Annotated in this window: 20 protein-coding genes and 1 pseudogene; 4 read left to right on the forward strand and 17 right to left on the reverse strand. The window is 70.9% G+C overall.

Translation table 11 applies throughout. The features are described from left to right. Positions 1-295 precede the first annotated feature (295 nt). Positions 296-1,690 carry a hypothetical protein gene (locus WD794_10875; GenBank protein ID MEX2290815.1) on the reverse strand — a complete coding sequence of 465 codons (1,395 nt, stop codon included), beginning with the start codon at positions 1,688-1,690 and terminating at the stop codon, positions 296-298. Between the two features lie 151 nt (positions 1,691-1,841). On the opposite strand from WD794_10875, the gene WD794_10880 reads away from it, so the two are divergent. Next, positions 1,842-2,687, forward strand: a complete 846-nt coding sequence (locus WD794_10880) for a PIN domain-containing protein (protein ID MEX2290816.1) — start codon at positions 1,842-1,844, stop codon at positions 2,685-2,687. Between the two features lie 11 nt (positions 2,688-2,698). Here WD794_10880 and WD794_10885 read toward each other — a convergent pair whose 3' ends face one another. Continuing rightward, positions 2,699-5,044 carry a hypothetical protein gene (locus WD794_10885; GenBank protein ID MEX2290817.1) on the reverse strand — a complete coding sequence of 782 codons (2,346 nt, stop codon included), beginning with the start codon at positions 5,042-5,044 and terminating at the stop codon, positions 2,699-2,701. 307 nt (positions 5,045-5,351) lie between these two features. On the opposite strand from WD794_10885, the gene WD794_10890 reads away from it, so the two are divergent. Beyond that, complete coding sequence (locus tag WD794_10890) at positions 5,352-6,200, forward strand: hypothetical protein (GenBank protein ID MEX2290818.1); 849 nt, start codon at positions 5,352-5,354, stop codon at positions 6,198-6,200. A gap of 168 nt (positions 6,201-6,368) precedes the next feature. Here WD794_10890 and WD794_10895 read toward each other — a convergent pair whose 3' ends face one another. The 13 genes from WD794_10895 to WD794_10955 all read right to left on the reverse strand — a co-directional run bounded on the left by WD794_10895 (position 6,369) and on the right by WD794_10955 (position 17,077). Continuing rightward, positions 6,369-8,831, reverse strand: a complete 2,463-nt coding sequence (locus tag WD794_10895) for a BTAD domain-containing putative transcriptional regulator (GenBank protein MEX2290819.1) — start codon at positions 8,829-8,831, stop codon at positions 6,369-6,371. A gap of 641 nt (positions 8,832-9,472) precedes the next feature. Next, on the reverse strand, positions 9,473-9,907 hold the full coding sequence (locus tag WD794_10900; protein ID MEX2290820.1) for a pilus assembly protein TadG-related protein: 435 nt from the start codon (positions 9,905-9,907) through the stop codon (positions 9,473-9,475). After that, positions 9,904-10,323, reverse strand: a complete 420-nt coding sequence (locus tag WD794_10905; GenBank protein ID MEX2290821.1) for a TadE/TadG family type IV pilus assembly protein — start codon at positions 10,321-10,323, stop codon at positions 9,904-9,906. Before WD794_10905 ends, WD794_10900 begins: the two co-directional genes overlap by 4 nt. After that, entirely contained in the window at positions 10,320-10,733 is a 414-nt protein-coding gene (locus WD794_10910; GenBank protein ID MEX2290822.1) for a TadE/TadG family type IV pilus assembly protein, read from the reverse strand. The genes WD794_10905 and WD794_10910 overlap by 4 nt, the downstream gene beginning before the upstream one ends. Positions 10,734-10,741: 8 nt before the next feature. Next, a complete protein-coding gene (locus WD794_10915; GenBank protein MEX2290823.1) occupies positions 10,742-10,945 on the reverse strand; it encodes a hypothetical protein in 204 nt (67 codons plus the stop codon). A 69-nt stretch (positions 10,946-11,014) separates the two neighbouring features. Further along, on the reverse strand, positions 11,015-11,926 hold the full coding sequence (locus tag WD794_10920) for a type II secretion system F family protein (GenBank protein ID MEX2290824.1): 912 nt from the start codon (positions 11,924-11,926) through the stop codon (positions 11,015-11,017). Continuing rightward, positions 11,923-12,777 carry a type II secretion system F family protein gene (locus WD794_10925; protein MEX2290825.1) on the reverse strand — a complete coding sequence of 285 codons (855 nt, stop codon included), beginning with the start codon at positions 12,775-12,777 and terminating at the stop codon, positions 11,923-11,925. The genes WD794_10920 and WD794_10925 overlap by 4 nt, the downstream gene beginning before the upstream one ends. Then, the gene (locus tag WD794_10930) at positions 12,774-14,105 is read right to left on the reverse strand and encodes an ATPase, T2SS/T4P/T4SS family (protein MEX2290826.1); all 1,332 of its coding nucleotides are present in this window, start codon (positions 14,103-14,105) and stop codon (positions 12,774-12,776) included. The genes WD794_10925 and WD794_10930 overlap by 4 nt, the downstream gene beginning before the upstream one ends. A gap of 4 nt (positions 14,106-14,109) precedes the next feature. Further along, entirely contained in the window at positions 14,110-14,877 is a 768-nt protein-coding gene (locus tag WD794_10935; GenBank protein ID MEX2290827.1) for a hypothetical protein, read from the reverse strand. After that, positions 14,874-15,491, reverse strand: a complete 618-nt coding sequence (locus tag WD794_10940) for an SAF domain-containing protein (protein ID MEX2290828.1) — start codon at positions 15,489-15,491, stop codon at positions 14,874-14,876. Before WD794_10940 ends, WD794_10935 begins: the two co-directional genes overlap by 4 nt. 128 nt (positions 15,492-15,619) lie before the next feature. Next, on the reverse strand, positions 15,620-16,057 hold the full coding sequence (locus WD794_10945) for a hypothetical protein (GenBank protein ID MEX2290829.1): 438 nt from the start codon (positions 16,055-16,057) through the stop codon (positions 15,620-15,622). A gap of 25 nt (positions 16,058-16,082) precedes the next feature. Continuing rightward, positions 16,083-16,409, reverse strand: coding sequence for a hypothetical protein (locus tag WD794_10950; GenBank protein ID MEX2290830.1), 327 nt, complete (start codon positions 16,407-16,409; stop codon positions 16,083-16,085). A gap of 92 nt (positions 16,410-16,501) precedes the next feature. After that, complete coding sequence (locus tag WD794_10955) at positions 16,502-17,077, reverse strand: hypothetical protein (protein MEX2290831.1); 576 nt, start codon at positions 17,075-17,077, stop codon at positions 16,502-16,504. A 138-nt stretch (positions 17,078-17,215) separates the two neighbouring features. Between WD794_10955 and WD794_10960 the strand changes: the two genes are divergently transcribed. Both WD794_10960 and arr read left to right on the forward strand, forming a co-directional pair. Then, positions 17,216-17,488: a hypothetical protein gene (locus tag WD794_10960; protein ID MEX2290832.1), complete on the forward strand. Its 273-nt coding sequence runs from the start codon at positions 17,216-17,218 to the stop codon at positions 17,486-17,488. A gap of 185 nt (positions 17,489-17,673) precedes the next feature. After that, positions 17,674-18,118, forward strand: a pseudogene (gene arr, locus WD794_10965) (NAD(+)--rifampin ADP-ribosyltransferase). Positions 18,119-18,239: 121 nt separating this feature from the next. Here the strand turns inward: arr and WD794_10970 are convergent. Beyond that, the gene (locus WD794_10970; GenBank protein ID MEX2290833.1) at positions 18,240-19,466 is read right to left on the reverse strand and encodes a hypothetical protein; all 1,227 of its coding nucleotides are present in this window, start codon (positions 19,464-19,466) and stop codon (positions 18,240-18,242) included. After that, entirely contained in the window at positions 19,463-21,970 is a 2,508-nt protein-coding gene (locus WD794_10975; protein ID MEX2290834.1) for an AAA family ATPase, read from the reverse strand. Before WD794_10975 ends, WD794_10970 begins: the two co-directional genes overlap by 4 nt. Positions 21,971-22,108: the final 138 nt, after the last annotated feature.

The raw sequence follows: 22,108 nt of genomic DNA on the forward strand, positions 1-22,108 counted from the left end.
TCCTGCGATGGGACACCAAAGCCCGCAGCGCATCAGGAGGACGTTCCTACGCCCAAGCAACGACACGCAGAACGTCTTTCTATGCCGCGACGTGAGCGGCTGTACTCGGTGTCGAGTCGGCGACCCGGCTCCTTGCGGCTCGCCTACCAGCACCAGCACCAGCACCAGCAGCAGCTGCAGCTGCAGCGCAGCGGCCGCCAGGCTGTGACTGCACCCTGGCGGGGATGAGCACGTCAATCGAGCACGGCGCCGTCCAGCTAGCCGACAGGCCGGAGCGCAGCGCCCCCTCGCGGACTCAACCCTCAGGCCGGGCGAGCTCCTTCGTCAGCTGCTGCAGCCAGTCAATAGCTGGCACCGTCGCGCGGGATTCCAGGCCGCGGGCGCCAGCCGCGGCGAGCCGCTCCAGGCGCTCTTCGAGCGGCGCCTTCGCCCGGACCTCGTGCACGGTCTTCTTCGCCCCGCGGTAGAGCCCCGTCGCGAGCCCGGCGACCGCGCCCAGGACCGCTCCCGAGCGGACCCCTGACGCCGACGCGCCGCCGGACCCGCTGCCGTCCTTAACCGCCTCAGCAGCAGCTGGCGCCGCCGCCAGGACCGCGCCCCCGCCCGCGCCGGCCACGGCCATCCCCGCCGACGCGACGATCTCCTTCCCCGCGACCCTCCACCACGGCAGAAGCACCCCGCGGACGCTCCCGTCCAGTTGGGCCAGCCGCCCGCACGCGTCCCCCACATCGCGCCGAAACCTCTCCACCTGCCGCGTCACCTGCTCCGCCCGGGTCACCGCGACGTGCGGCCTACCCGAGTGGCAGTCAAAGGCGACCTGTGCGAAGGCGAACTCGACCGTCGCCGCCTCCAGCCTCTCCGCCAGCCCCAGGTACAGCACCACGTCCTTCTCAGCGCCCGCGGTCACAACCTGCTCCGCCCCCGTCGCCGACCCCAGGCCGCCAGCGGCCTCCAGCTCCCCGACCGCCGTCCCGAGGCGCAGCACACACCTCCGGCCCGCTTCCCCCAACGCGTCCCGCACGACCGACACGTCGCTCTCGCCCGCGCCATCGGCGCCGTGCGCCCGGAGCAGCTCGACCATGTCCTCCACCTGCCCGACGACGTTCTCCACCGCCCCGACAAGATCGTCCTGCGAGTCGCCCCGCAGCTGCGCCACCGCCTGCCCGATCGCCCTCACCTCACGACCCAGCTCGGCGGCCTGCGCCTGAGCCGCGACAGCAGCCAGCGCCAACGCCCCGCCCGACAAGGCCGCTGCGCCCCCCGCCGGACGGATCCGCATCAGACGCGTCACCTGTCCCCGGTCCCGGAAGTTAGCCTGGAGCCAGCCGCCGTCCTCGCGGATCGCCTTGAACCCGCTCGCGAACATCTCCCGATCCTGTGGATGCAGCTCCACCAGAGAACCCGTCAACCGCTTCGCCTCGATCAGAGCCCGCGCCACTGGATCCAGCTCCCGCAGCAACGACGCCAGCCCCCCTGCGTCCAGCTCGCCCAGCCAGCGCCCCCACCGCGAAGGCCCCGAACCGCCCGCAGCAGAGAACACCACCACGCGGTAGTCGGTCACCCGGAAGATGACCTCGTCCGGCTCGACCTCCTCGACCTCCTCGCCCGCCGCCGCAACCGGCGGGTCCCCGAACGGCCCGTCCGCACCCAGCGCCGCAGACTCCTCGCCGTTCACCGACACAGCACGCACCAGACGATTGGGCTCAACATGCCCCGACTGTAGGTCCGCTCGCTGACACTCGTGGCGTCCTCGACCGGCACCTGCACAACCCGCGGCCGTGCGGTCGAAGTCCGCATCTGTGGACGCCGAGCCCGGGCATCTGTCGTGGCAGCCTGGCTAGGTGCTGGTCGTGCCTCTACCCGGAGCCGGGCCTCAGGCTGCTCACGACGCGCTCGCCGCCGAGCTCCTCGCCTGCAGCAACATCCGCACGGGCGGCCTGCCTCCGCTCCACCGGCTCAACGCCTACCGCGCCTGGTCCGCCGAGGCCCTGGGCCGGCTAGCGGACGTTCTGCGGCCCTCCGAGGCGGACCGCCTCATCGCGACGCCGAGGCACTGGACGCTGCACGCCCTTGACCCTGCGGCGCACGGCAACGCCGCCGCGCTGGTGGACCTGGAGCTCGCCGCCAGGCAGACGGACCTCGCCGCGGCAGTCGCCGGCCTCTCGCAGGTCCTCGCGCGCCGCGGCGGGCACCGGGGGGCGCTTGCGGTGGCCGACACCAGCGTGTACCTGCACCACCCGGAGCCGTTCGACCGCATCGACTGGCCGGCTCTGGTGCCCGGCGCGAGCAGCAGCGGCGTGCACCTCGTGATCCCGCTGCTCGTCGTCGACGAGCTGGACCGGCACAAGCGGGCCGACGCGAGGAAGCTCGTGGTCCGGGGCGGTCAGGAGACGGTCCGAACCCGTGCCCGGATCACGATCAGGACGCTGGAGGACATGTTCGGCGACCCGGGGTGGATCACGACGGTCGCTCCTGGCCCGCCGCACGTGTCCGCCGAGCTCCTGTTCGACCCGCCGGGCCACGCACGTCTCGCCAGCGCCGATGCCGAGATCATCGACCGGGCGGTGGCCGCGCAGGACCTGTTCGGCTCGCCCGTCACCCTCGTCGCCCGCGACACCGGGATGGTGTTCGCAGCCCGCAACGCCGGGCTGGCGTCTGTGCGTATTCCGGACCCGGACGAGACCTGACGGCGGGGCGATCAGGAGCCGGCGAGCAACTCCGGCGTGAGCCGTCCCTGGTGCGCCAGGCGGACGAGGATCGGGACCTTCTTGAGCTCTCCGGCGAAGCCGTCGTAGTCGTCGACGCGGACGAGGGGGTCCGTGCCGAGGCCGTGCGTGCGCCTGAGGCGGGCGGTCCCGGAACGGATCATGTCTCCGGCTTCCGTGTCGTCCGCGGCGGCGTCGATCCGCCTGAGTACCGCGGACGCCTGGTCGCGCAAGCACCCCGTGGGGTGGTCCTCGACGAACTCGTCGATGATCCGCTGCACCCGTTGGCTCCGGCGGCCGTCGTCCTCGCGTTCGCGCGCCGCCTGCAGGGTCTGCGCCAGCGTCCTGATCAGCGCCGCGTAGTTGTCGTGAACGACGTCGGCGCCGTCCGGCTGCGGGTCGTCGTTCTCGTGCTCGGCGAGGTAGGAGAGCACTTCCTTGGCGAATCCGGCCTTGCCGATCGAGGTCTTGAACGCGTCCTCGAACGCCTTCTCGACGCCGTCCCAGACCGACTTCGCCTCCGCGACGGCGCTTCTGATGGCCTTGTCCGTGAGCCTGCTCGCGTGCGCCTCGCTCAGGCCGAGCAGATGCTGGCCGTAGCGGCGCGCTGCGATCCCCGCGATCGGGACGGGGACGAGGTCCTCGGGCTCCTGAACTTCGACCCCGGGCTCAGCTTCGGCGGGCGCGGCCGCGGCCCACTCCCCGACCATGACGATGAGGTCGTTGGCGACGGTCGGGCGTCCCTTCGCGCCGCCTCGCTGGATCTGCTTGCGAGCCGTCTCGCCCGCGGCGTCGCTGTCGAGCAGGACTGCGCAGGCCGGCTTGTACTCGTCGCGCCCCCGCGCGAGGTAGAGCATGTACGGCACGTTCGACCCGCCGGGCACAATCGTGACCTGGTTCAGGTCCAGGCACTCGCTGGGCGGGGCCCCGCGGCGGCGGAGCCTGGCGTTCATCCCGGCGATCATCACCTGGTCGGCGATGCCTTCGACGAAGAGGTTGTCGCCGCCGATGAACGCGGTCTCCGCGATGTACGCGCCCAGCGACGTCCGCAGCGGCTCGTAGTGGTTCTGGGTCGCGTCCCGTACCAGCCGAGTGCCCTCGTCCCGCGAGCCCTTGTCGACCACGCGCACCCGGTGCCCGGCGTTGCGGTTGATCAGGAACGGCGAGTGCGTCACGTAGACGACCTGGTCTGCCCGGTCCGACGCCTCCGGACGGGCATGCTCCTCAAGGACCCGCAGAAGGTCCTGCTGGCCCAGCGCAGAGAGGTACGCGTCCGGCTCGTCCATCAGGAGGACCTCCGGACGGTCCTCCGGACGGTCGTGCGACCTGAGCTGGACGTAGTAGCTGAGGAAGTACGTCAGGCCCCGGCTGCGCTCGCTGAACGAGTAGTCCGTGCCCGTGCGGTCGCGGATCGTGAACACGAGTTCGTGCTCGCGCGGGGACACCCGCAGCTGGAAGTCGGGATCCTGCGTCCACCACCTCGCGATGTTCAAGTGCCGCGCGATCGACTTGTTCATCTCCTGGATGAGCGCGTTCACCAGGCCTTCCCGCTCGCTGGCGATCGCCTCCTGCAGATCCTGGAACGCGCTCGCCTCGATCCGGGCGACCTTGGTGAGCAGCAGCCGCCCGAGCCGTTGACGATCGGTCTCGGCGGACGCCTCGGCTTCGCTGAGTAGGGCGAGCAAGGCGGCGGCCTTGCCGGTGACCGCGTCGAGCGTGCCCAGGCCCGTGAGCAGCGACAGCAGCTCGATCCGCTTCTTCCTGTTCGCCACCAGGACGCCCGAGTGCGCCAGCTCCGCGATCGACACGGAGTCGGGCAGGTCCACCTGGGTCTTCAGCTGGTGGGCGTGCGGAAGCAGGCCCTGGAGGCCCTTCCACTGGTCGTCGTCCAGGACGACCCGCACTTCGTTCTGGTCGAGCACCTCCATCACATCCGGTTCCGGCCGCAGCATCAACAGGTCCCCGTTGCCCAGGATCGGGATGCCGAGAGCGGCGACCGCCTCGGCGTCGTCGGCGCCGAGCTCGAACGTGGCGCCGACCTCCGGGTACAGCCGCAGCCCCTTCTCCACGGAGAACAGCGACGAGTACCGGCAGAAATCTCTCTGCGATATCCCCTCGCCCGTCAGCACGATGTGGATCGCGTCGAGAAGATGCGACTTCCCGCTCTCGTTGGCGCCGACGACCGCTGTGATGTCGGGTTCAAGGCTGACCGCGACGTGCGGGAGCCACCCGTCCGGCGTGTCCTGCCACGCTTTCCGCGCGGCGACTGGGTTGGCTTTGAGCTCGTAGTCGTAGTTGAACGACTTGTAAAACCGGATCCAGACCGTGCGGATGCGCATGACGGGTTCCCTTCGCAGCGTTGCCGCCAGCAGACCACGCCGGTCCGACATTAGGTCGTGTCGCGATCTCGCTTCCGAGCCAGGAGCCGGCTGCGGCCCCCAGAACGAAGCGTCAGGGCGAACCCCCTACTGAGGCGCTGCGACGCTAACGCGACCCGCGTACATGCCATCAGCGGCGCGTCCTCGTGAGCCGGCCATGCCGGGGGCGCGTCGACGCCACACCGAGCGGCCCGCACGACCGCCTAGCAAGGTGTTCTGCTTCACGGCGTTGTACGCACGGCGAGTAGGCGCGGTAATCTTCCTTGGCGTGCAGCGCGTGGGACTGTCCGGCGTGTCCGTCCCGGTCGCCCTGGCCGTACCGCAGGGGGCCGTGCGCGGCGGCCTGGTCGCTCTGCACCCGGCAGGTGAGCCCAGCCGGAACCAACCGCTTCTGCGGCATCTGGCGGAGGTTCTGCCGAGTCAGGGCGTCGCCGTGCTGCTGCACGACCGTAGACCGGCCGTGGAGCCGTTCGGGGCTGTCCCGCTTCGCCTTCAGGCGGACGATGCCCAGGCCATCGCCGGGGCACTTCGGGATGTGGTCGGCCCTGTGCGACTAGGTTTCTGGGGTTGGAGTCAGGGCGCATGGGCGGCTGCTCTGGCTGCAGTAGAAGCCGATAGCACGGCCTTTCTGGTGCTCGTCGGTGCGGCTGGCGTCAGCCCGGCCGAGCAGATGCGGTGGGCTGTGTCCCATCAACTCCGCCACGAGGGCTACGGCGACAGCGATGTCGCGACCGCGATGTCGGCTCGAGGCATCTACGAGGCCGCCGTGCGAGGCATGGCTGATTCTGCCGACGCACAAGCCGCTCTTGACGACGTGGCGCAGCAACCGTGGGGAGCCCTTGCGGGCCTGCCGCTGCGCTTCCGCGGCCCGGGGTCATGGAGCGACATGGACTTCGATCCTGTCCCGGTGTTCGAGCGGGTCAAGTGCCCTGTCCTAGCCGTCTGGGGGGACGCGGATCCGTGGATCCCCGTTGACGACAGCGAGGCGGCACTGCGACACGCCCTTGGCGACCGACTATCGGTCCTGCGTCTACCGGCCACCGGCCACGGCCCCAACGCGACGGACTCTACGTATGAGGCGGCTCTGGTGGCGCACGTCGTAAATGCCCTGGCCTGAGGCGCGACCGGACGCTACTGCTGGCTCTATTCTGGTGATCGCACCCGCCCCGGTGCAGTCATAGGAGCAACCCGGCTTCTGGTGCAGGCAGCCCCGAGAGATCCGTTCATGCCGCATGGCGCGCGGTGGCAGCAGTAGAAGGGCGGCACCAGCCTCCCCACTCCGTGATCAGGCGGGGCGCCGGCGCGGCAGTAGCCGTTCGAGAAGCTCGGCAGTCTCAGGTTGCAGTTCGTCGTCCAGTTCCACGTCGAGTAGCTCGCGGAGCTGATCCACCAGGACGACGACCTGCCGGTGCTCGCCACGGAGGTGATGGGCCTCCAGGAGATCCCGCCAGGGCCGTTCGTCATATCTGTCGACCTCGAGGGCGAGGCGCGCGATCTCGAGCGCGCGTTGGGCGTCGCCCCGCTCCAGCAGAATCCCTGCCAGGTGGTGTGCGACGTCGATGACAGCCGATGGGATTTCTTGCTCGAGGAAGGTCTCCGCGAGCCAGCCGTACCGCCCGGTGGGCAGCTGCGCGAGCGGCCTGCCTCGGACGAGTCGCATCGCCGTCTCCAGGTCCCGGCGGACATCGTCCTGGGCACGGCCGGGCCTGCTTGCCCGCTCCTGCAGCGACTTGAAGAGCTCCCAGTCCACCAGCACCTGCCGGGAGAGACGCAAGTCGCCTTCAGCCATGGGACGCAGCCACGAAACACCGTCGTCGTCGCCGCCGAGCCAGGCGCGGGCCCGCGTGATGGCCTGGTTGCGTGTCTTCAGCGTCACCGGCCGGTCGGGCCAGATGGCCGCGTCGAAATCGACAACGGCCGCACCCCTGCGATGCGCCGCCAAGTAGGCCAAGATCTCCGTCAGCCGCGCGCGGCGATCCGGCTCCACGTTGCCCATGGCGTGGACAGCGATCGGACCAAGTAGGCCAACCGATGCCGGAGCCGTGCCCTCCAGGTAGGAGGCGACGGCGTCATCGAGCTCATCCGTAACGCGGTCGCTGTCGGTTGCACAACTGGTCGCGATGCTGACGTCCGAAGCCGCGCTGAGGACGAGCGGCTCGGGAGCAGCCAGTTCCTCAGCGACCCCCGGAGTCGCGGGTCCTTCACCTGCGCACGCGGGCAACGCTGCCAGTCCGCTCTCGGGCTGTACCGGCTCCCGCGCGATCCGCAGACCCTCCGCGAGGGAGGCGGCTCGCTCGGAATCCAGCTGGCATGGAACCGGAGCGAGGACCGGACCGGGGACGGGCAAGGGGCCACCGAGCGCCCACGTCGCTCTCGCGCTGGTCCAGGGAGCAGGAGCGATCACGACCACACCTTGCCGACCCTCCCCGGGAACCAGGACCGGCAGTTCCGCTGACACAGTGGCGCAGACGACCAGCAGCGGCGGTCGAACCTCGCACTGGGCGTCAGGTCCGCTCGCCTGGACTCGCGACGCCAACCGGTCGCCTTCCGCGGCGACCCGACTCGCCCGCGTACCGAGAACGCGCAGCATCGATGAGTCGAGGTCATCCACCGCTGTCACCCTGTCGGGAGCGAGTTCTTCCATGCTCCGGGCCAAGTCGGCGTCGAAGCCGACAACGAGCACCTCTACGTCCTCCGCCCAGGGCGCGAGCGCGGCTTCGGCGACCAGGTGCGTCAGCACCGCGGTGACCTCCGAGGCCGGGCCCTCGACGGCAAGGGATCCGAGCGCCTCGAGGTCGAGCATCACCAGCCCGTCTGCGTCGCGCCCAACCGTGAGCAGCAGGGGAAGCAGAGGTAGCGCTCGGCCCGCTTCAGCCGCGGAGAGCGGAGGAATTCCCCCGTTCGCGACGCGCCAGATTCGTCCGTCGTCCTGAGCGATGAAGGGCGCTGGCACGTCGGGCAGGGCCTGGGCCAATGCGAGGTCGACGTGCCCTGCCCGCATCAATGCGAACCGCACGTCCGGCAGGGCGCCGGCAGTGGGCAGGGCCGGGGTCAGCGAACGGAGAACCTCGTCCACCTGCGCCAGGTCGTCAGGTTCTGCCAGAACGCGCAGTCGGCCCTCTGCCTGGGTCAGGGCTGGGTCGGGCCGCGGGATCGCTCGTCCGTCGCCCCGCCGCCGACGCTGGCGGTGACGAAGCGTCGTCAGGGCAGCCAGGCCCGCTGCGGCGAGCAGACCACTCACGGCTCCGGTCGGGAGGACGCGATCGTCGTCGGGGTCATCGTCGATCACGCCCGCCGGCGCGCCTTCCTCCGACGGTGATGACGCGGGCATGGACGCGGCGCTGGCGGCAGCGGGGGACTCGGGTGCCGTCTGGGATGGCGGCGGCGGAGACGTCGGCCGGCTCGACGTGGCAGGAGATGCAGCCACAGTGGGGACCGTTGCCGCGCGGTCCGTCGACAGAGAAGGGCTGGCTGGCAAGGGCGCGGGATCGGTGTCGGTGAGGGGCTCCGGCACCCACCCTGAGGCCGGCTCGGCGGCGGGCTCCGCCTCCGGAAGACCCGTCGCGTCTCGCGGCAGCAGCAGCCGCCAGCCTGGCCGGATGAGCTCCGGCCGGGTGAGCGCTCGGCCGCCCGGCTGCTCGACGCCTTCGTTGAGCTGGTAGATCTCACGCCACCGCTGCCCGTCGCCCAGGTACCTCTCGGCGATGGCCCAGAGCGAGTCGTAGTAGCCGCCGTGCGGAGGCTGCACGACGTACGCGGGAGCGGGCCGGGGTGCCGCGCGCGGGGCGGCGGAAGGAGTTGCCGGCGCAGTTGCCGGCAGCGGGCCGGGGCTGACCGCGTGGCCGGGGAGGACCCAGGCGGCCTGGCTGGCCACCGCCGGCTCTGCCGCCGCGGCAGGACGTGCGGGCGTCAGGATGGTTCCAGGCGCCCCGGTCAGTGTGACCGAGCCCGCCAGCGTCGCGGTGACGAGGCTGGCCTGGACGAGTCGGCGTGCGAAGTCCTGAGAGAAGCCACCGAACGGGACGCGGAACGACAGCAGCCGGGCACCCGCCCGGGCCCCGCGTACGGCGACAACGACCTCAGTGGCGACGCAGAGCGTGAAGTGACCCCAGGCGCCCCAGACGACGAGTGCCAGCGCATTGAGGGCCAGCCCCCACTCCAGCGGCGCGGACAACACGGCCTGGAGGTCATTGACAGTGGGAACCGAGTGCGGAAGGGGCCAGCCGATCGAGAGCGCCAGAGCGGCGGGCACTCCGAGGGTCAGCAGGATCAGCCCGAGGCCAGCGCACAGCCTGCGGAGGCGACTCTCCGGCACCGGCGCGGGAGGCTGCCAGCGAACGTCAATAGGGCTCCGCGACGTCGCGGTGGTCCGGTCCTCTGACACCTGGGTCATGGCCTCTCCTCGGAGACGATGCCGCGCGCCGGCCGGGCCGTAGCTGTCCCGGTGACGTTGATCTGGTTGATGCCGATGACTGCGAAGAACACCGTGGAGGTCGTGCCCGTCACCGTGACGCTCACGGTGCCTTGGCGTAAGGCAACGGAGCCGGTCGCGCCGGACGCCGCGAGGTACCGCTCGGCAGCAGCGCGGGCGGCAAGCGGGTCCAGGACGAGAGCCGCGCCCGCACGGACCGCGTCCACGTCGAGCGCGTCGGCTGCGGCCCGGGCCGCCTGCTCAGCCTGATCTGCCGCACGCTGGCGGGCGTTGATGGCCCGCCCGCCGTCGACGACGAGGCCGGCCACGGCGAACAACGCCGGCGTGATCAGCACGAGGATGATCGACGCGTTGCCGGCGTCCCGAGCCTTGGCGATGTGGCGTCGTGTCACCCGACCCCCCGGTACTGCTCCATGGGTGCGGTCGCCTCGGCGCTGAGCGTCTTGCTGCCGGGCAACCCGGCGAGGGCGAGACCGGACAGGTTGGCCACGCAGGCCACGGAGACGCTCACGCTGCCGCCCGGACGGAAGCCGGCCGTGTCCACCGTGACGTCGAAGGTCGAGCACGACACGCCCCGCTCGGTGAGGTTCGCCGCCGCGGCCGTGCGGGCTGCGTCCTGGGCGAGCACGACACTGCGCGAGATCGAGGCGGCGCGCGCAGCATCCCGGGCGGCTCCCTGCACCCGGCTTTCAGCCTCGACGATCCGTCCGAGGCCGACGACGAGCAGCAATGCGGCGAGGAAGACCGGCGCCACGAGGACGAGCTCGATCGCCGTGGTCCCACTGTCGCGGTCGAGCGGCGGCCTCATGGGGCTCGGAACCGCTCGACGGGCCCGGCCGAGGTCGCGGTGACCATCAACGGCAGACCGGGGACGATGTTGACCGCCTGCCCGCGGATGCGGACCGTGACGGCGTCCACTCCGCGGTCGACCTCGACGACCGGCGCGGTCACGAGATCAGGGCCGAGCTGCTCGATGTATTCGTAGGCGCGGGTGCGGCCGTCCACGGCGGTTGCGCCTTGCGCCCGGGCGGCCCGGGCACCTTCCTGGGCAGCGGCGAGCAACACGTGTCGGGCGTGCTGCCAGAGGGCGAATTGCACCACCACGAGCACGCACACCAAGAGCAGCGGGGTGAGCAGGACCAGCTCGACAGCTGCACTGCCGCGTTCGGCTGCAGGCGCCCGCCGAGGAAGCGGACCGCGCGCACGGTGAAGAGGCATCGACCGGGCTACGGGGTGGTGGTGCTGATCTGGTTGGCCTTGTCGGTCATCTTCGCCAGGATGATCGCGCCGACCGTGATGGCCATGGTGGCGCCGATGGCGGCAAGGAGGACCCACTGGACGACCTCACCGCGGTCCGGGTCCGCCGCGACGCGTGACCGGAGCTGGCTGAAGAAAGCGAGGACCAGCTGGACCTCGGGGATGGCGAGCATGGGGAGTCCTTTCTCGATTCGGAGCGACCGCGGGCGCGGCCGAAAGACCTGAGTGGGCGCAGCGGCGCCTCATGCGATCAGCACCTTCGCGAGTGCCGGATAGCCGATGAACACCAGGAACCCGAGCGCGAGGACCACCTGCGCGACGAGCATCGACTGCGAGCGGGCGTTGGCATCGCCGGCCGCCGCCGACAGCTCCCGTTCCCGCAGCGATGCCGCCTTGGCGCGCAGGCTCTCCTCGGCCTGCGCGCCGTTCGAGCTGACGAGGGAGAGCCCGGCGGAGAGTTCTCGCAGGTCGGGTACGCCGAGCTCCTCACCGAGCTGGCCGATCGCGGCGGCGGGCGTCAACCCGTCCGTACGCGCGTCCTCCAGGGCTCCTCTGATCCGGGCGAACGGTCCGTCACCGCCGATCGCGGCGGCATCACGCAGCGCCTCCGAAAGCCCCGCCCCACTTGCCATCTTCATTGCGACGAGGTCGAGGTAGGAACCGACCGCGGCCCGGAAGTCCCGGCGTCGGTCCTGAGCTCGACGGCGTACGAGGATGTCGGGAACGGTGAACAGCAGACCGGCGAACAGCAGCCCGACCCACGCCGGCAGCACCAGCGGTACGCGAACCCCGGCGAGGGTGAGCAGTCCGCCGAGAAGCGGGCCGCATGCCAGGCCGGCCACGGCACACGCAGCCTTGCCCGCGAAGAACGACGCCGGTTGCTGACCCAGTACGGCGAGGTCGGCTCGCATGCCGGATGCGAGCCAGCCGCGGTCCACGAACGCTGTCGCCAGCGGGCGCCCTGCGTAGCGCACCAGCAGCCGGTGCATCCTCGTGCCACCAGGGTCGGTGGATGCGGGTCGGCGTGGCAGGCGCGCAGCGGCGTCGAACCGCGCAAGCGAAGCGGCGAGGGTGGGCTGCGGAGGGAAGAGCGCGACGGCGAGCAGGAGCAGGCCCAGCCCGACACCGGCACCCGACAGGAGCGCGAGCATCATGGCCTTACCGCCTGGGTCCCGGACCGGGCCGCCAGGAAGCACCCGGGTGGGCGGAACTCCGCGAGCCGGCGGAGCCAGGCGAAGCCCACCGCGAAGATGCCGACGACGGCGCCGAGGACCAGCTGCCCGGTCGCTTCCCGGTACGGCGCGACGTAGCTCGGGTTGAGCAGGAGCAGACCCAGGGCCATCACGACCGTCACCAGCACGACGACCTGCACTCCTCGACGGACCGCCCGACGGTCGGCCTCGATGCGGCGCCGGGCTTCGAGCTCCGCACGCGAGGAACGCGCCAGGGCGGTGAGGACTGCTCGTAGCTGGCGTCCCTGAGCGCGCACGTTGAGGACCAGGGCCGCGACAACGAGATCGGCCCCCGGGTCGCCCAGGTCATCTGCGAAGCGCAGTAGCGAGTCGGTGAGCGGCTCGCGGTTGTGCAGCCGGTCGACGAGCGTGTCGACCTGCGTCCTGATCGCCTGGCCGGCTGCCACCGCCGAGGCCGGAAGGGCCTCGGGCAGGGCCGCTCCCGTTGCCACCATGTCGCGCAAGGACTCGGTCCAGGTGGCCAACGCGTCCAGACGCTCGATTCCACGTCGGGCCGACCGACCGGCACCGAACAGCTGGGACCAAGACGCGGCGAGTACGGCGAGGCCCACCGCGACCGCGACCCAGCGCGTGGCGACGAGCACGATCACGCCCACCGCCAGGCCGATCAGGAACTGTCGATGCGAGTGCCGACGCCACGGCAGGCCGGTTGGCTCGTCGCGTCCGCGGAGTGCGACGAGCAGCAGCACGAGACCGGTGCCCACCCCCGCACCGGCGAGCATCGCCACAGCAAGGCGCACGTCAGTGGTCATCCGACCCCTGCCATGGCCCAGGCACCGGGCGAGTAGCCGGACTCCTCCAGCGCTCCGACGCGGCGTTCGGTGATCGAGGCGGCCGGCAGGGCTTCACCGGCGACGCCGGCGGCGAAGACCTCGCTCGACACGACCTGGAGCCCGTCGTACCCGACGATCTCCCGGATCGAGGAGACGTAGCGGTGCCGTCGTCCGTCGGCCAGCCGTCGCTTGGCGAGGTGAACGACGAAGTCGAGGGCGCCTGCCGTCAGCAGGTGGCTCGCCTCGACCGGGAGCCGCTGCGCGCTGGTCATGGCGTACGTCGAGATCCGGTGCACCACCATCTCGGCGTTGCGGGCGTGGATGGTGGACAGCGAGCCATCGTTGCCCTGTGTCATCGCGTCGAGCATCGCGACGATCTCCCCGCCGATGACCTCGCCGACGATGATGCGGTCCGGGTTCATGCGGCGGGACCGCTCGACCAGGTCGGTGAGCGTCAGCGCTCCGACGCCCTCGGCGTTGGGCAGTCGCTCCTCCATCGCGACGACGTCGCGGTGCAGGTCCGGGTAGTGCTGGAAGCCGAGTTCGAGGAAGTGCTCGGCGGTGATCAGCCTTTCCTCGGAAGGGATCTCGTTGCCGAGCGCCCGGAGCAGCGTCGTCTTCCCCGCGAAGGTCTCGCCCGAGATCATGAGGTTCATCCGGCCGAGCACACAGGCCCGCAGGAAGGCGCCCACCTGTCGGGACATCGCGCCACGGTCGAGCAGGTCGGTCAGCCGCACCCGACGCATCCGGTAGCAGCGCAGGGACACGGTCGGTCGGTCGACGACGCTCATCAGCGCGCACAGCCGCGAGCCGTCCGGTAGCCGCATCTCCAGCCACGGGTTCGCCGGGTCGAACGGGCGCGACGACAACCCGCCGTACGCCGCTGCCGTCCGGACCAGCTCGACGAGTTCGGCATCGCTGTCCGCTACCGGCGGGCCGGCGACGACCCGGCCGTCGTCCAGCGAGAGCCAGACCCGGTCGCAGCCGTTGATCTCGATGTTGGTGACCGCTTCGTCGTCGAGCAGGGGCTGCAGCCGGCCGAGGCCGAACAGCAGCGCCGACACCGCGGCGGCGATCTCGGCGTCCTCCTCCGACGCCGCGACCGGTGCTGCACCGTCGTTCAGCTCGTCGAGGCGGTGCTCCCGCAAGGCCTGCAGGGTCAGCGCGTGCCCCAGCGCCTTGCTGTCGTCGCTCGACAGCGGCCGGCCACTCTCCGCGCGGGTGCGCCGCTCGGTGCGCAGGCCCTCGGCGACGCTGGCGCGCAGGCTCTTGACCAGAGCGTGGTCCACCGCGACCTCCTTGGTCACCGGATCAGCCGGCGACGGTGAGCTGGGCGGCAAGCAGGACATCGAGTTCGTGGGCGACGCGTCGAGCAGAGGCCACCAGCGGCGTCCGGTCCAGGTGCCTGGTCCACTCGCCGGCCAGACCGGCGGCGGCCGATGGGTCAAGAGCGAGTGGCCCCACAACTGGGGGTGGCGTCGGGCCGCAGAGCTGCCGGACGACGTCGGTGACCTCGTCGCGGACCCGCCGGCGGTCTTCGCCGATGGGCAGGACCACGACCTTCTCGGAGAGGCCGCGTTGGTCGAGGTCGGCGAGGATGGGCCGGAGGTGCGCTATCCCGGCTGGCGTCGCGCGCGCGAGAAGCACCAGCAGCCGCGCGCCGGCTTCGAGCCGCAGCGCAACCGTGGGTGGGGTGAGCCGGCCGCAGTCGGCGAGGACGTCGCAGTCCTCTGCCGCGGCCAGATGCACCCCCAACGCGGGCCAGAGCGGCTCGAGCGCGGCGGCGTGTCGCGGCGAGGGCGCACCGACGAGGACGTCGAGCCCACCGGCGGCGGTCTGCACGTGATCGTTCAGCGCGAGCTCGGCGTGGTGCGAGCCGACGGCCGCGGCGAGGGAGAGGATGCCGTGGTCCTGTGCCAGCGGTCGCCCCTCCTGGTTGACCAGCCGCAGGACGAGGTCGGCTCCGGCCGGATCGCACTCGGCGACCACGCCGCGGCGCGGCCAGACGGCGGCGAGGGCGACCACGGCGGTGGTCACGCCGGGCGCACCCTTGCCGGCCCCGAGCAGGATCAGGCTCATGCGCCGGGTCCGATGACGACCAGGGAGACGGTGCCTGCTGCCGCGGCCCGGGTCACGTCAGCGGCCGCCGACCGTTCGAGGACCAGCGAGACCAGCCGGCCGCCCGTGGTCGGGTCGCTCGTCTCACTCAGCACGCGAGCTCGTGGGACGAGGATCTGGTCGCCGGCCTGATCGCGGGCGGCGGTGCCCGGCGATCCGGTCGGGGCCGCGAGGCGGACCACCATCACGAAGGAGCCGGCTCGCAGCTCCGCGTCGGGCAGCAGGCCCGGCTTCAACGAGAGTCCGACGACGGCTTGGCCAGGTCCCGGGACGGGGTCCGGCGTGACCATGGCATCGGAGAGCAGCGTCCCGGGCAGCAGGTCGACCGCCGCCGTGAGACCGACCACCTCATCCCGCGAGCTGGCGTCGAGGGCGGTCAGGCCGCTGCCGGAGATGGTCGCGGTGCCGAGGTCGGCGGCCGTCAGCACCTGACCGGCCGGGACCGGGCGGGTCACCGTGAGCACGGAGAGGGAGTCCTCGCTGGCCAGGACCAGGCTCGCGCTGACAGCGGCGCAGCCGACGACGAGCATGACGGCCACCGCGGCCAGGAGCGGCCGGCGTCGTCGTACCGGCATCGGAAGTCGCTCGGTGGCGCGGGGTAGGCCCGGCGGCCCGCTATGCCGTCCGTGGGAGGGCGAGCCTGTCGTGGCAGGCGGTGTCGTGGTGGTCACGATTTCCTCTCTCACCTTCTGCGCCGACGCCGTCATCCGGACCGGGTGACGAGGTTCTGGATCTCTTGCACCCGCAGGCCGAACGGCGTTGTCAGCTCCAGCGGCGGTAGAACGCCTTGCTCGACACCGCTTCTGGGCGCTGAGCCCACCCAGCTGATCCGCCAGGACGAGGTCGCCGAGCCGCGGTACGCCTGGTCGGGCTGGCCGGCGGAGGATCGGCGGTAGGTGTGGCTGCAATAGGTCGACTGTCGATCGGCAGGGACGTCCGGGTCGTACGTCCGGCCCTGCCCGGCGCAGGCGATCCGCGTTCCGTCCCCGGTGACCCACTCGACCCGGGTGGGTTTGGCGACGACGGTGACGGTCGTGCCGCGCAGACTGAGCGAGCTGCTGTGGACCTGCCAGCTCGTGTCGTCCAGCCACAGCCACGTGTCGAGGTTGACCAGGCCGGCGTCGGAGGGGTTGTGGCGCACGACGGGGAAGGGCAGCTGTACGACCTCACGGGCGGCCGCCGCCAGCTGCCCCGGCGTGGGTGGCGGCGGTCCCGGGGCGGGTTTGCATCTGGAGGATGAAGATCGGGTATTCCGCCTGTCCGGGGCAGGACACGGCGTACCAGCGGACTTCACCCGCTTCGATCTGCTCCTGGGTGGGTGCATCGGCGCGCGAGAAGTCGAAGTTCTCGGCGACCATGCCTGACGGGTCGTGCCGGTAGCTGCAGGGGTTGAGGCTGACGCCTTCGTTGGATGCGGTGGGGGCGCCGGGTGCGTTCCCCGGGCTGCCGGGCAGGTGGATCACCGTGGTGACCGTGCCGGTCGGGTCGTCCACGACGGGAGGGTCGGGCGGATCAGCTCCGGCCGGGCTGGCGAGGAGGACCACGGCGACCAGCGCGCACGAGCTGGCGCGCCGGCCGCCGCGGGTCAGCACGATCCGCCGCCGGCAATCGTCGTGATCTCACTGACCTTCCAGGCATCGCCTTCGCGAACGAGGGTGGCCGTCGTCTCCTGTCGCTCGCGTCCGACGGAGAGCTTCTTGCCGGACCTGTCCACGAGCCCCGTTGCGGAGTTGTCCAGGCAATCAAGGACCGTGGCCTTGTCGCCGGACACGTCCACGGACTTCACGTGAGGCACCGGGCTGCCGTAGAGCTTCGTGCCCGCTTGCTGGCGGACCGCGAGCTTGCCGCGCAAGCTCTCCAGGACGGCGCCGGTCGCGTACTCGGCGAGGCGGGGGTCGTCCGCGTTGGACGCGGCACCGGACTCGGCGACGACTCGCTGGAAGTCGAGGTACCGCTGGGTGACCAGGCGCTCGACCTCAGCGGACGTCGCCGGCGGGCTCGGGGCGGGGGACGAGGTGGATGCGTCGCCCGAGCGAGGAACCGTGGTCTGGATACCGCCGCTGTCGGAGCAGGCCGACAGCGACACTCCCAGGGCTGCGGCGGCGAACCAGAGTCTGGGCGAGTGGTATCGAGGACGGTGGTCGGTCGCCCGCTTCGCCATACCGTCTCCCGTATCCGGCGAGGTGAGCGGAAAGTAGCCGCTACCTCGCGCTTGCACAACGGGCTATCCACAGGCCCGGCCAGCTGGACGAGGCACAGGCTGGCCGGGGCGGTTGCCGGGGCAGTTGCCGCGGCGCGCGTGGTCGGCGGCAACTGGTCGGTACGGCCGTTGTCGTTCGTCAGCACCTGCGCGAGGCTGTCCTACATCCCGTCAGTCGACGCGCTGCGAGCCGCGGACGTCCTCGTCGACGGTGACAAGCCCTGGCAGGCCGAGCTTCGACTGCGGCAGTCGCTGCGGCGCGAGCGGTTGGGCATTCCGGCGGGACTGTTCGGCAACCGCCAGATCGGGTCCCGGTTGCCCGCCGTGATCGCCCGAACAACTTTTGGGCGCCTGGCGTGGCAGCGGCGGTAGAGCAGGCGCGGACGCAGCCGGGGCGGTTGCAGGCACCTGCTGACCGGCTACTCGCGGACGGTGGGGAAACCGCGAGGAACCGGCGTTACCGCCGCCTCCGCGACGCGCCGGAAGGCCACCTACGAGACGTCGGGGGACGGCCTAGCCTCGCGCCTATGGACCGGAAGGCGGACTTCGATGCCAGCATGCACTCGCCCGTCACGCTGAACAACGGCAGCACCATCACTGGCCCGTTCTTCCACGGCACGAAGGCCGTTCTGGGGCACGGGGAGCTCCTGACGCCCGGCTACGTCTCCAACTTCCAGCAGGGCCGCGTCTCGAACAACATCTACTTCACGACGCGCTTGGAGACAGCAGTGTGGGGCGCTGAACTCGCAGCGGCCCTTTACGGCACCGGTGAGCGCGGACGGGTCTACGTCGTCGAACCACTCCGGTCCCTTCGAGGATGACCCCAACGTCACCAACAAGCGGGCGGTAGGCAACCCCACTAAGTCCTACCGGTCTTGCCACCCCCTTCGGTTGGTCAGCGAGGTCCCGGACTGGGAAGGTCACTCTCCCGAGGTGCTGCAGAGGATGCTGGACTCCCTTGCGCTACTGCGTGAGCAGGGCCGGGACATCATCGAGGACTAGCAAGCCGTGCTCCGTGGGTGCCGTTCCCCGCACCTGAGCGGGGCGGCTCCGGTGCGCCGCTCAACCCGACGGTAGGTGTAGATATGCCTCTCCGGCAGGAAGAAGGGGCGGGTGCGATCCCTCAGCGGTGCGTGACGCTGAGAGCTGGCGTGCGAGTTGAGGCCAGCCGTTCCACGAGGCGGGCGGCTGTCGCTACCTGCGCCAGGACTGCAGACGGCGCCTGCGCGATGTCGATGTCGCGTACATGCACGTACTTGGTTGCCGCTTCTACCGCTACGTCTGCGGGGAGCCCCTCGTCCCGCGCGTACAGGAGCAGTCCCTGCTCCAGGTGGAAGGCCGTGAGGTAGGCCAGCATCTGGTAGACGTCGGCATTGGGGATGCTGCCGGCCGGGCGCTTGTACTTGCAGTCGCCGACGAACAGGCAGGTCGTGCCTGACCACCACGACAGGTCGGGCTGCAGAGCGATCCGTCGTCGCCGGTCGAGCCACGTCTGGCGAGCCTGGCTCGGGGCTGGGAAGCGGGTGGCGTCGAGGCGCAGCGCCTCGCGGAGCGCGACGCGCACGAAGCGCTCGAAGACTTGGTTCATGTCGAGCAGGAACGCGTGGGTGTCGTGGGGCCCCAGCCGGGCTTCGAGGCCGCCGGAGGCGATGATCAGCCGTGCGAGCGCGACGGCCGGTCGGTATCGCTCGTTCAGCCGCGTCCAGGTGGGCTCAGGTGGATGGCGGGATAGCGGCAGCGGCTCGATCCCGGCCAGCTGCTGGTGCAGACGGGCGGCGGCCGTGCGGGAGTCCTGGTGCCGCAGTCGCATCCGGCCCAGTACGTCGGTCGCGGTGCGTAGCAGTCGGTTCTCCAGTACGTCGGGGGTGAAGTCGTCGTAGCTGACTTCGACTGGGAGTGGGAGCCCGGCCTGCCGGCGCATCTGGTCGCCGAACCGGACCCGCCCACGCACCGTGGTCAGCGTGTCGTCCTGGCCGCGGTAGCCGTGCAGAAGCCTTGGGCGTAGCGCGCGGGCGACTGCGCGGCTGAATACGTCGACGATGGCCTCGGCGAGGGTGCCGCCGGACAGCGGCGCCGGCGTGTCACGCCAGCCTCGCGGGTTGAGCGCGTACGAGACCAGGAACAGCACGGGCGCGAGTCCGACCTTGGGCTGGAGCTCCACCAGCAGGTCGCCCAGGCGGGCGGCGCCGACGGTGGAGCCGCTGGTGAGCACGTAGTGGTTGACGGCGCCCGGCTCGGGTGAGATCGACAGCCCCGGTACGAGCTGCCTCAGGGCGTCTCGCTGTGAAACCGTCAGCTCGACAGAGGCGCTCGGCTGGTGCTCGACCAGGACCAGTGGCTCTGTGGTCACGGCGCGGGGGGCTCGACCTGGGCCGTGTCTGGCGGCTGCCGGAGCCGGTCAAGCGCGAACTCCTCCAGCCGCGACGGGTCGGAGAAGAAGTACTCCTCCAGGAACGGCAGGACCGAGTGCTCCCACGCCAGGCGCACCCCGTCCTCGTCGAGGCCGCGCTTGAGGAAGTGGCTGGGGCCGATCGCGAGGTTGCGGTCATCGAGCAGCCTGTTGGCTCGGTCGACGACGTCGGCGACCCACAGCAGCTGTGGCTGGTGCGCGCCGAGCCATCGCCGGAGCAGGCCGTCGATCGGTGCGACGTCAGGGAAGAACGGCACGAAGTGGAACCGACGGCGCAGCGCCGCGTCGACGAGCGCCACGGAGCGGTCGGCGGTGTTCATGGTGGCGATGATCTGCAGGTTGTCCGGAAGCGAGAAGGCCGTCTCGGAGTACTGAAGCGTGATCTCCTCGTCGCGGTACTCGAGCAGGAACAGCAGCTCGCCGAGCACCTTGGGGACGTTCGCGCGGTTCAGCTCGTCGATGAGCAGCACGTGCACGACGTCCTTGCGCTGCTGGGCCGCGGCGGCGATGCGCTTGAGCGGGCCGTCGACGACCTCGTAGGTCATCTGCTTGTCGACCACCTTGGGCCGGTAGCCCTCGACGAAGTCTTCATAGGCGTAGCTAGGGTGGAACTGGACCTTCTCGACGGTGCCCCCGCCGCGGGCGACGTGTCCGGCGAGCTTGCGGGCCACGTACGTCTTGCCCGTACCGGGCGGGCCGTAGAGGACGACTTGGCCGCGGTCGTCGGCCAGCCTGAGCACCCGGTCGAGGAAGTCTTCCGGCAGGAACAGCTCGTCGGCAAGGCTCTTGAGCTGCGTGGCTGGTACGTGGTCGCGGTGCAGCAGCCACCAGGAGAACTCCTGCATGCCCCAGGGGTCTTCTGGGAAGTGCGGTTCGAGGCGCTCGCGCAGCAAGTCGTTGGTGGCGGCCGCGGCTGCCCCCGGCGACAGCCCATCTGGGACGGCGGCTCCGAGTAGCTCGAGGATCCGGCGCTTGCCCACCGGACCGTTGGTCACGTAGCAGGGGATCCAGCGTTCTGGATCGCTGACCGCCAGCGCCTTGACCGGCATCGCCTCGCCGACGCCCGGCAGTTTGTGCTGGCCGCTGATGCAGGCATCGAGCCGTTCGGCGAGTTCGTCCTCGCCGTACAGCAGGTAGCGGAGCATGTCGAGTACGCGCTGAAGGTCGTTCTCGTCCTTGAGCAGGCGGTTGAATCCGGGCTGCGGTCCGGGGGACCCGTACGCCGGGCCTGCCAGGCGACGAAGCAGAGCGAGGTCGGGTTCGGCGAGTGCTTCTGAAGTCAAGCCTTCGGTCAGCTCGAGCCGCTCGGTGTCGCGTTGCGTCCGGCGGACGGCCGGGTAGTCGGTCGTCTCGCGGAACTCCGCTACGAGCTCGCTGAGGTCATCCACGCTGCGTCCCTTCAGGAATCGCCGATAGGCGCGCTTCTCGTCGTCGTTCCATGTCGGGTGCGGCCCGGCTGTGAGCACCTGCCAGAGCAGGCCCTGCGCGTCGAGCCGGTCGCGCAGCGCGGGGCCGCCTGCGGCCACCACCGCCCGCGAGAAGGCGTCCAGGAACTCGAGCGCATCCGCGTACTGCGTGCCGGACGTACCGGTTGGGGTCGTCCAGCCCGTGAGGCGGCGGGCCTGCTCGAAGAGCGTCACCCGGTAGACGGGCAGCTGTGTGACGTCGACAGCGCCCAGCAGGAACGACGCGAGGTTGATCGCCGTGCCCGGTCGCGGGATGTTCTCCGGCAGCCGTTGGCAGAACGCATCGACTGCGGCGGCCGGCGACGTCTCCGGTGCCCACAGCAGTTGTAGTGCCTCGGCGGCGGTCTCGCTGTACTCAACGAACCACTGAAGCAGGCTGCCGTGCGCGCGCCAAGATGTCAGGTTGTTCGGCGGCCCAAAGCTGCGCTTGAGCAGCCGCGGCCAGTCGGGGTCGCCGGCCTGCAGCGCCTGCCGCGCCGCCGTCAGCCGGGCGCTGAGCTCGAGCTTGTACTGACGTTCCTCGTGGTCGAGGTCGACGCACTGCGCCAGCCGGGCGCCCCAACGCGCGAGGGGGGCGAAGTCAGGACCGCCCCGGCCCGGCCGACCGCTCGACTTGGCCCGGTTGAAGCGTGGCGACAACCGCGCCACCAGCTCATCCTTAACCTCGGCTGCCCGCGAGGTCTCCAGCCAGCGCACCTGCCGGCGGCCCAGCCAGGCGGCGACACCAGCTGCGGTGCCGTCCTCGCCTGCGGCGTCGAGCAGCTGGCCTATCTGGTCGTGCAGCACAGACGCTTCACGGTCGCCGGTCAAGTGCTGGCGCATCCGCGTACGGAGAGCACCGGTGCGCCCGACGTACAGCACGGTGCCGTCCGGCTCGCACACGACATGAACTCCCCCGCCGGTGGGCGCCTGCGCCATGGCGTCTCGAGTGAACGGCAGCGGCTCGCTGAACCCTCCGAAATGATCCGCGAGCTCCAACCGTCCTCCTCGAATGTCCTCCGGCGAACCTAGCGTGGCACCGGAACGACCGGGGCGGATGCGAATGGACCTCGGCGCGGTTCCCGCTGAGCCCGAATCCACCGTCTCGTGATCGCGTGATTCAGCGGGCGGCTTGTT

This window comes from Mycobacteriales bacterium, assembly GCA_040902655.1.
Classification (GTDB): domain Bacteria; phylum Actinomycetota; class Actinomycetes; order Mycobacteriales; family SCTD01; genus SCTD01.

Excerpts from the sequence above, each read along its gene's own strand:
- WD794_10885 (MEX2290817.1), bottom strand. The coding sequence starts at position 5,044 with ATGCGCATCCGCACGGTCTGGATCCGGTTTTACAAGTCGTTCAACTAC.
- WD794_10905 (MEX2290821.1), bottom strand. The coding sequence starts at position 10,323 with ATGAGGCCGCCGCTCGACCGCGACAGTGGGACCACGGCGATCGAGCTC.
- WD794_10910 (MEX2290822.1), bottom strand. The coding sequence starts at position 10,733 with ATGCCTCTTCACCGTGCGCGCGGTCCGCTTCCTCGGCGGGCGCCTGCA.
- WD794_10915 (MEX2290823.1), bottom strand. The coding sequence starts at position 10,945 with ATGCTCGCCATCCCCGAGGTCCAGCTGGTCCTCGCTTTCTTCAGCCAG.
- WD794_10920 (MEX2290824.1), bottom strand. The coding sequence starts at position 11,926 with ATGATGCTCGCGCTCCTGTCGGGTGCCGGTGTCGGGCTGGGCCTGCTC.
- WD794_10925 (MEX2290825.1), bottom strand. The coding sequence starts at position 12,777 with ATGACCACTGACGTGCGCCTTGCTGTGGCGATGCTCGCCGGTGCGGGG.
- WD794_10935 (MEX2290827.1), bottom strand. The coding sequence starts at position 14,877 with ATGAGCCTGATCCTGCTCGGGGCCGGCAAGGGTGCGCCCGGCGTGACC.
- WD794_10940 (MEX2290828.1), bottom strand. The coding sequence starts at position 15,491 with ATGCCGGTACGACGACGCCGGCCGCTCCTGGCCGCGGTGGCCGTCATG.
- WD794_10955 (MEX2290831.1), bottom strand. The coding sequence starts at position 17,077 with ATGGCGAAGCGGGCGACCGACCACCGTCCTCGATACCACTCGCCCAGA.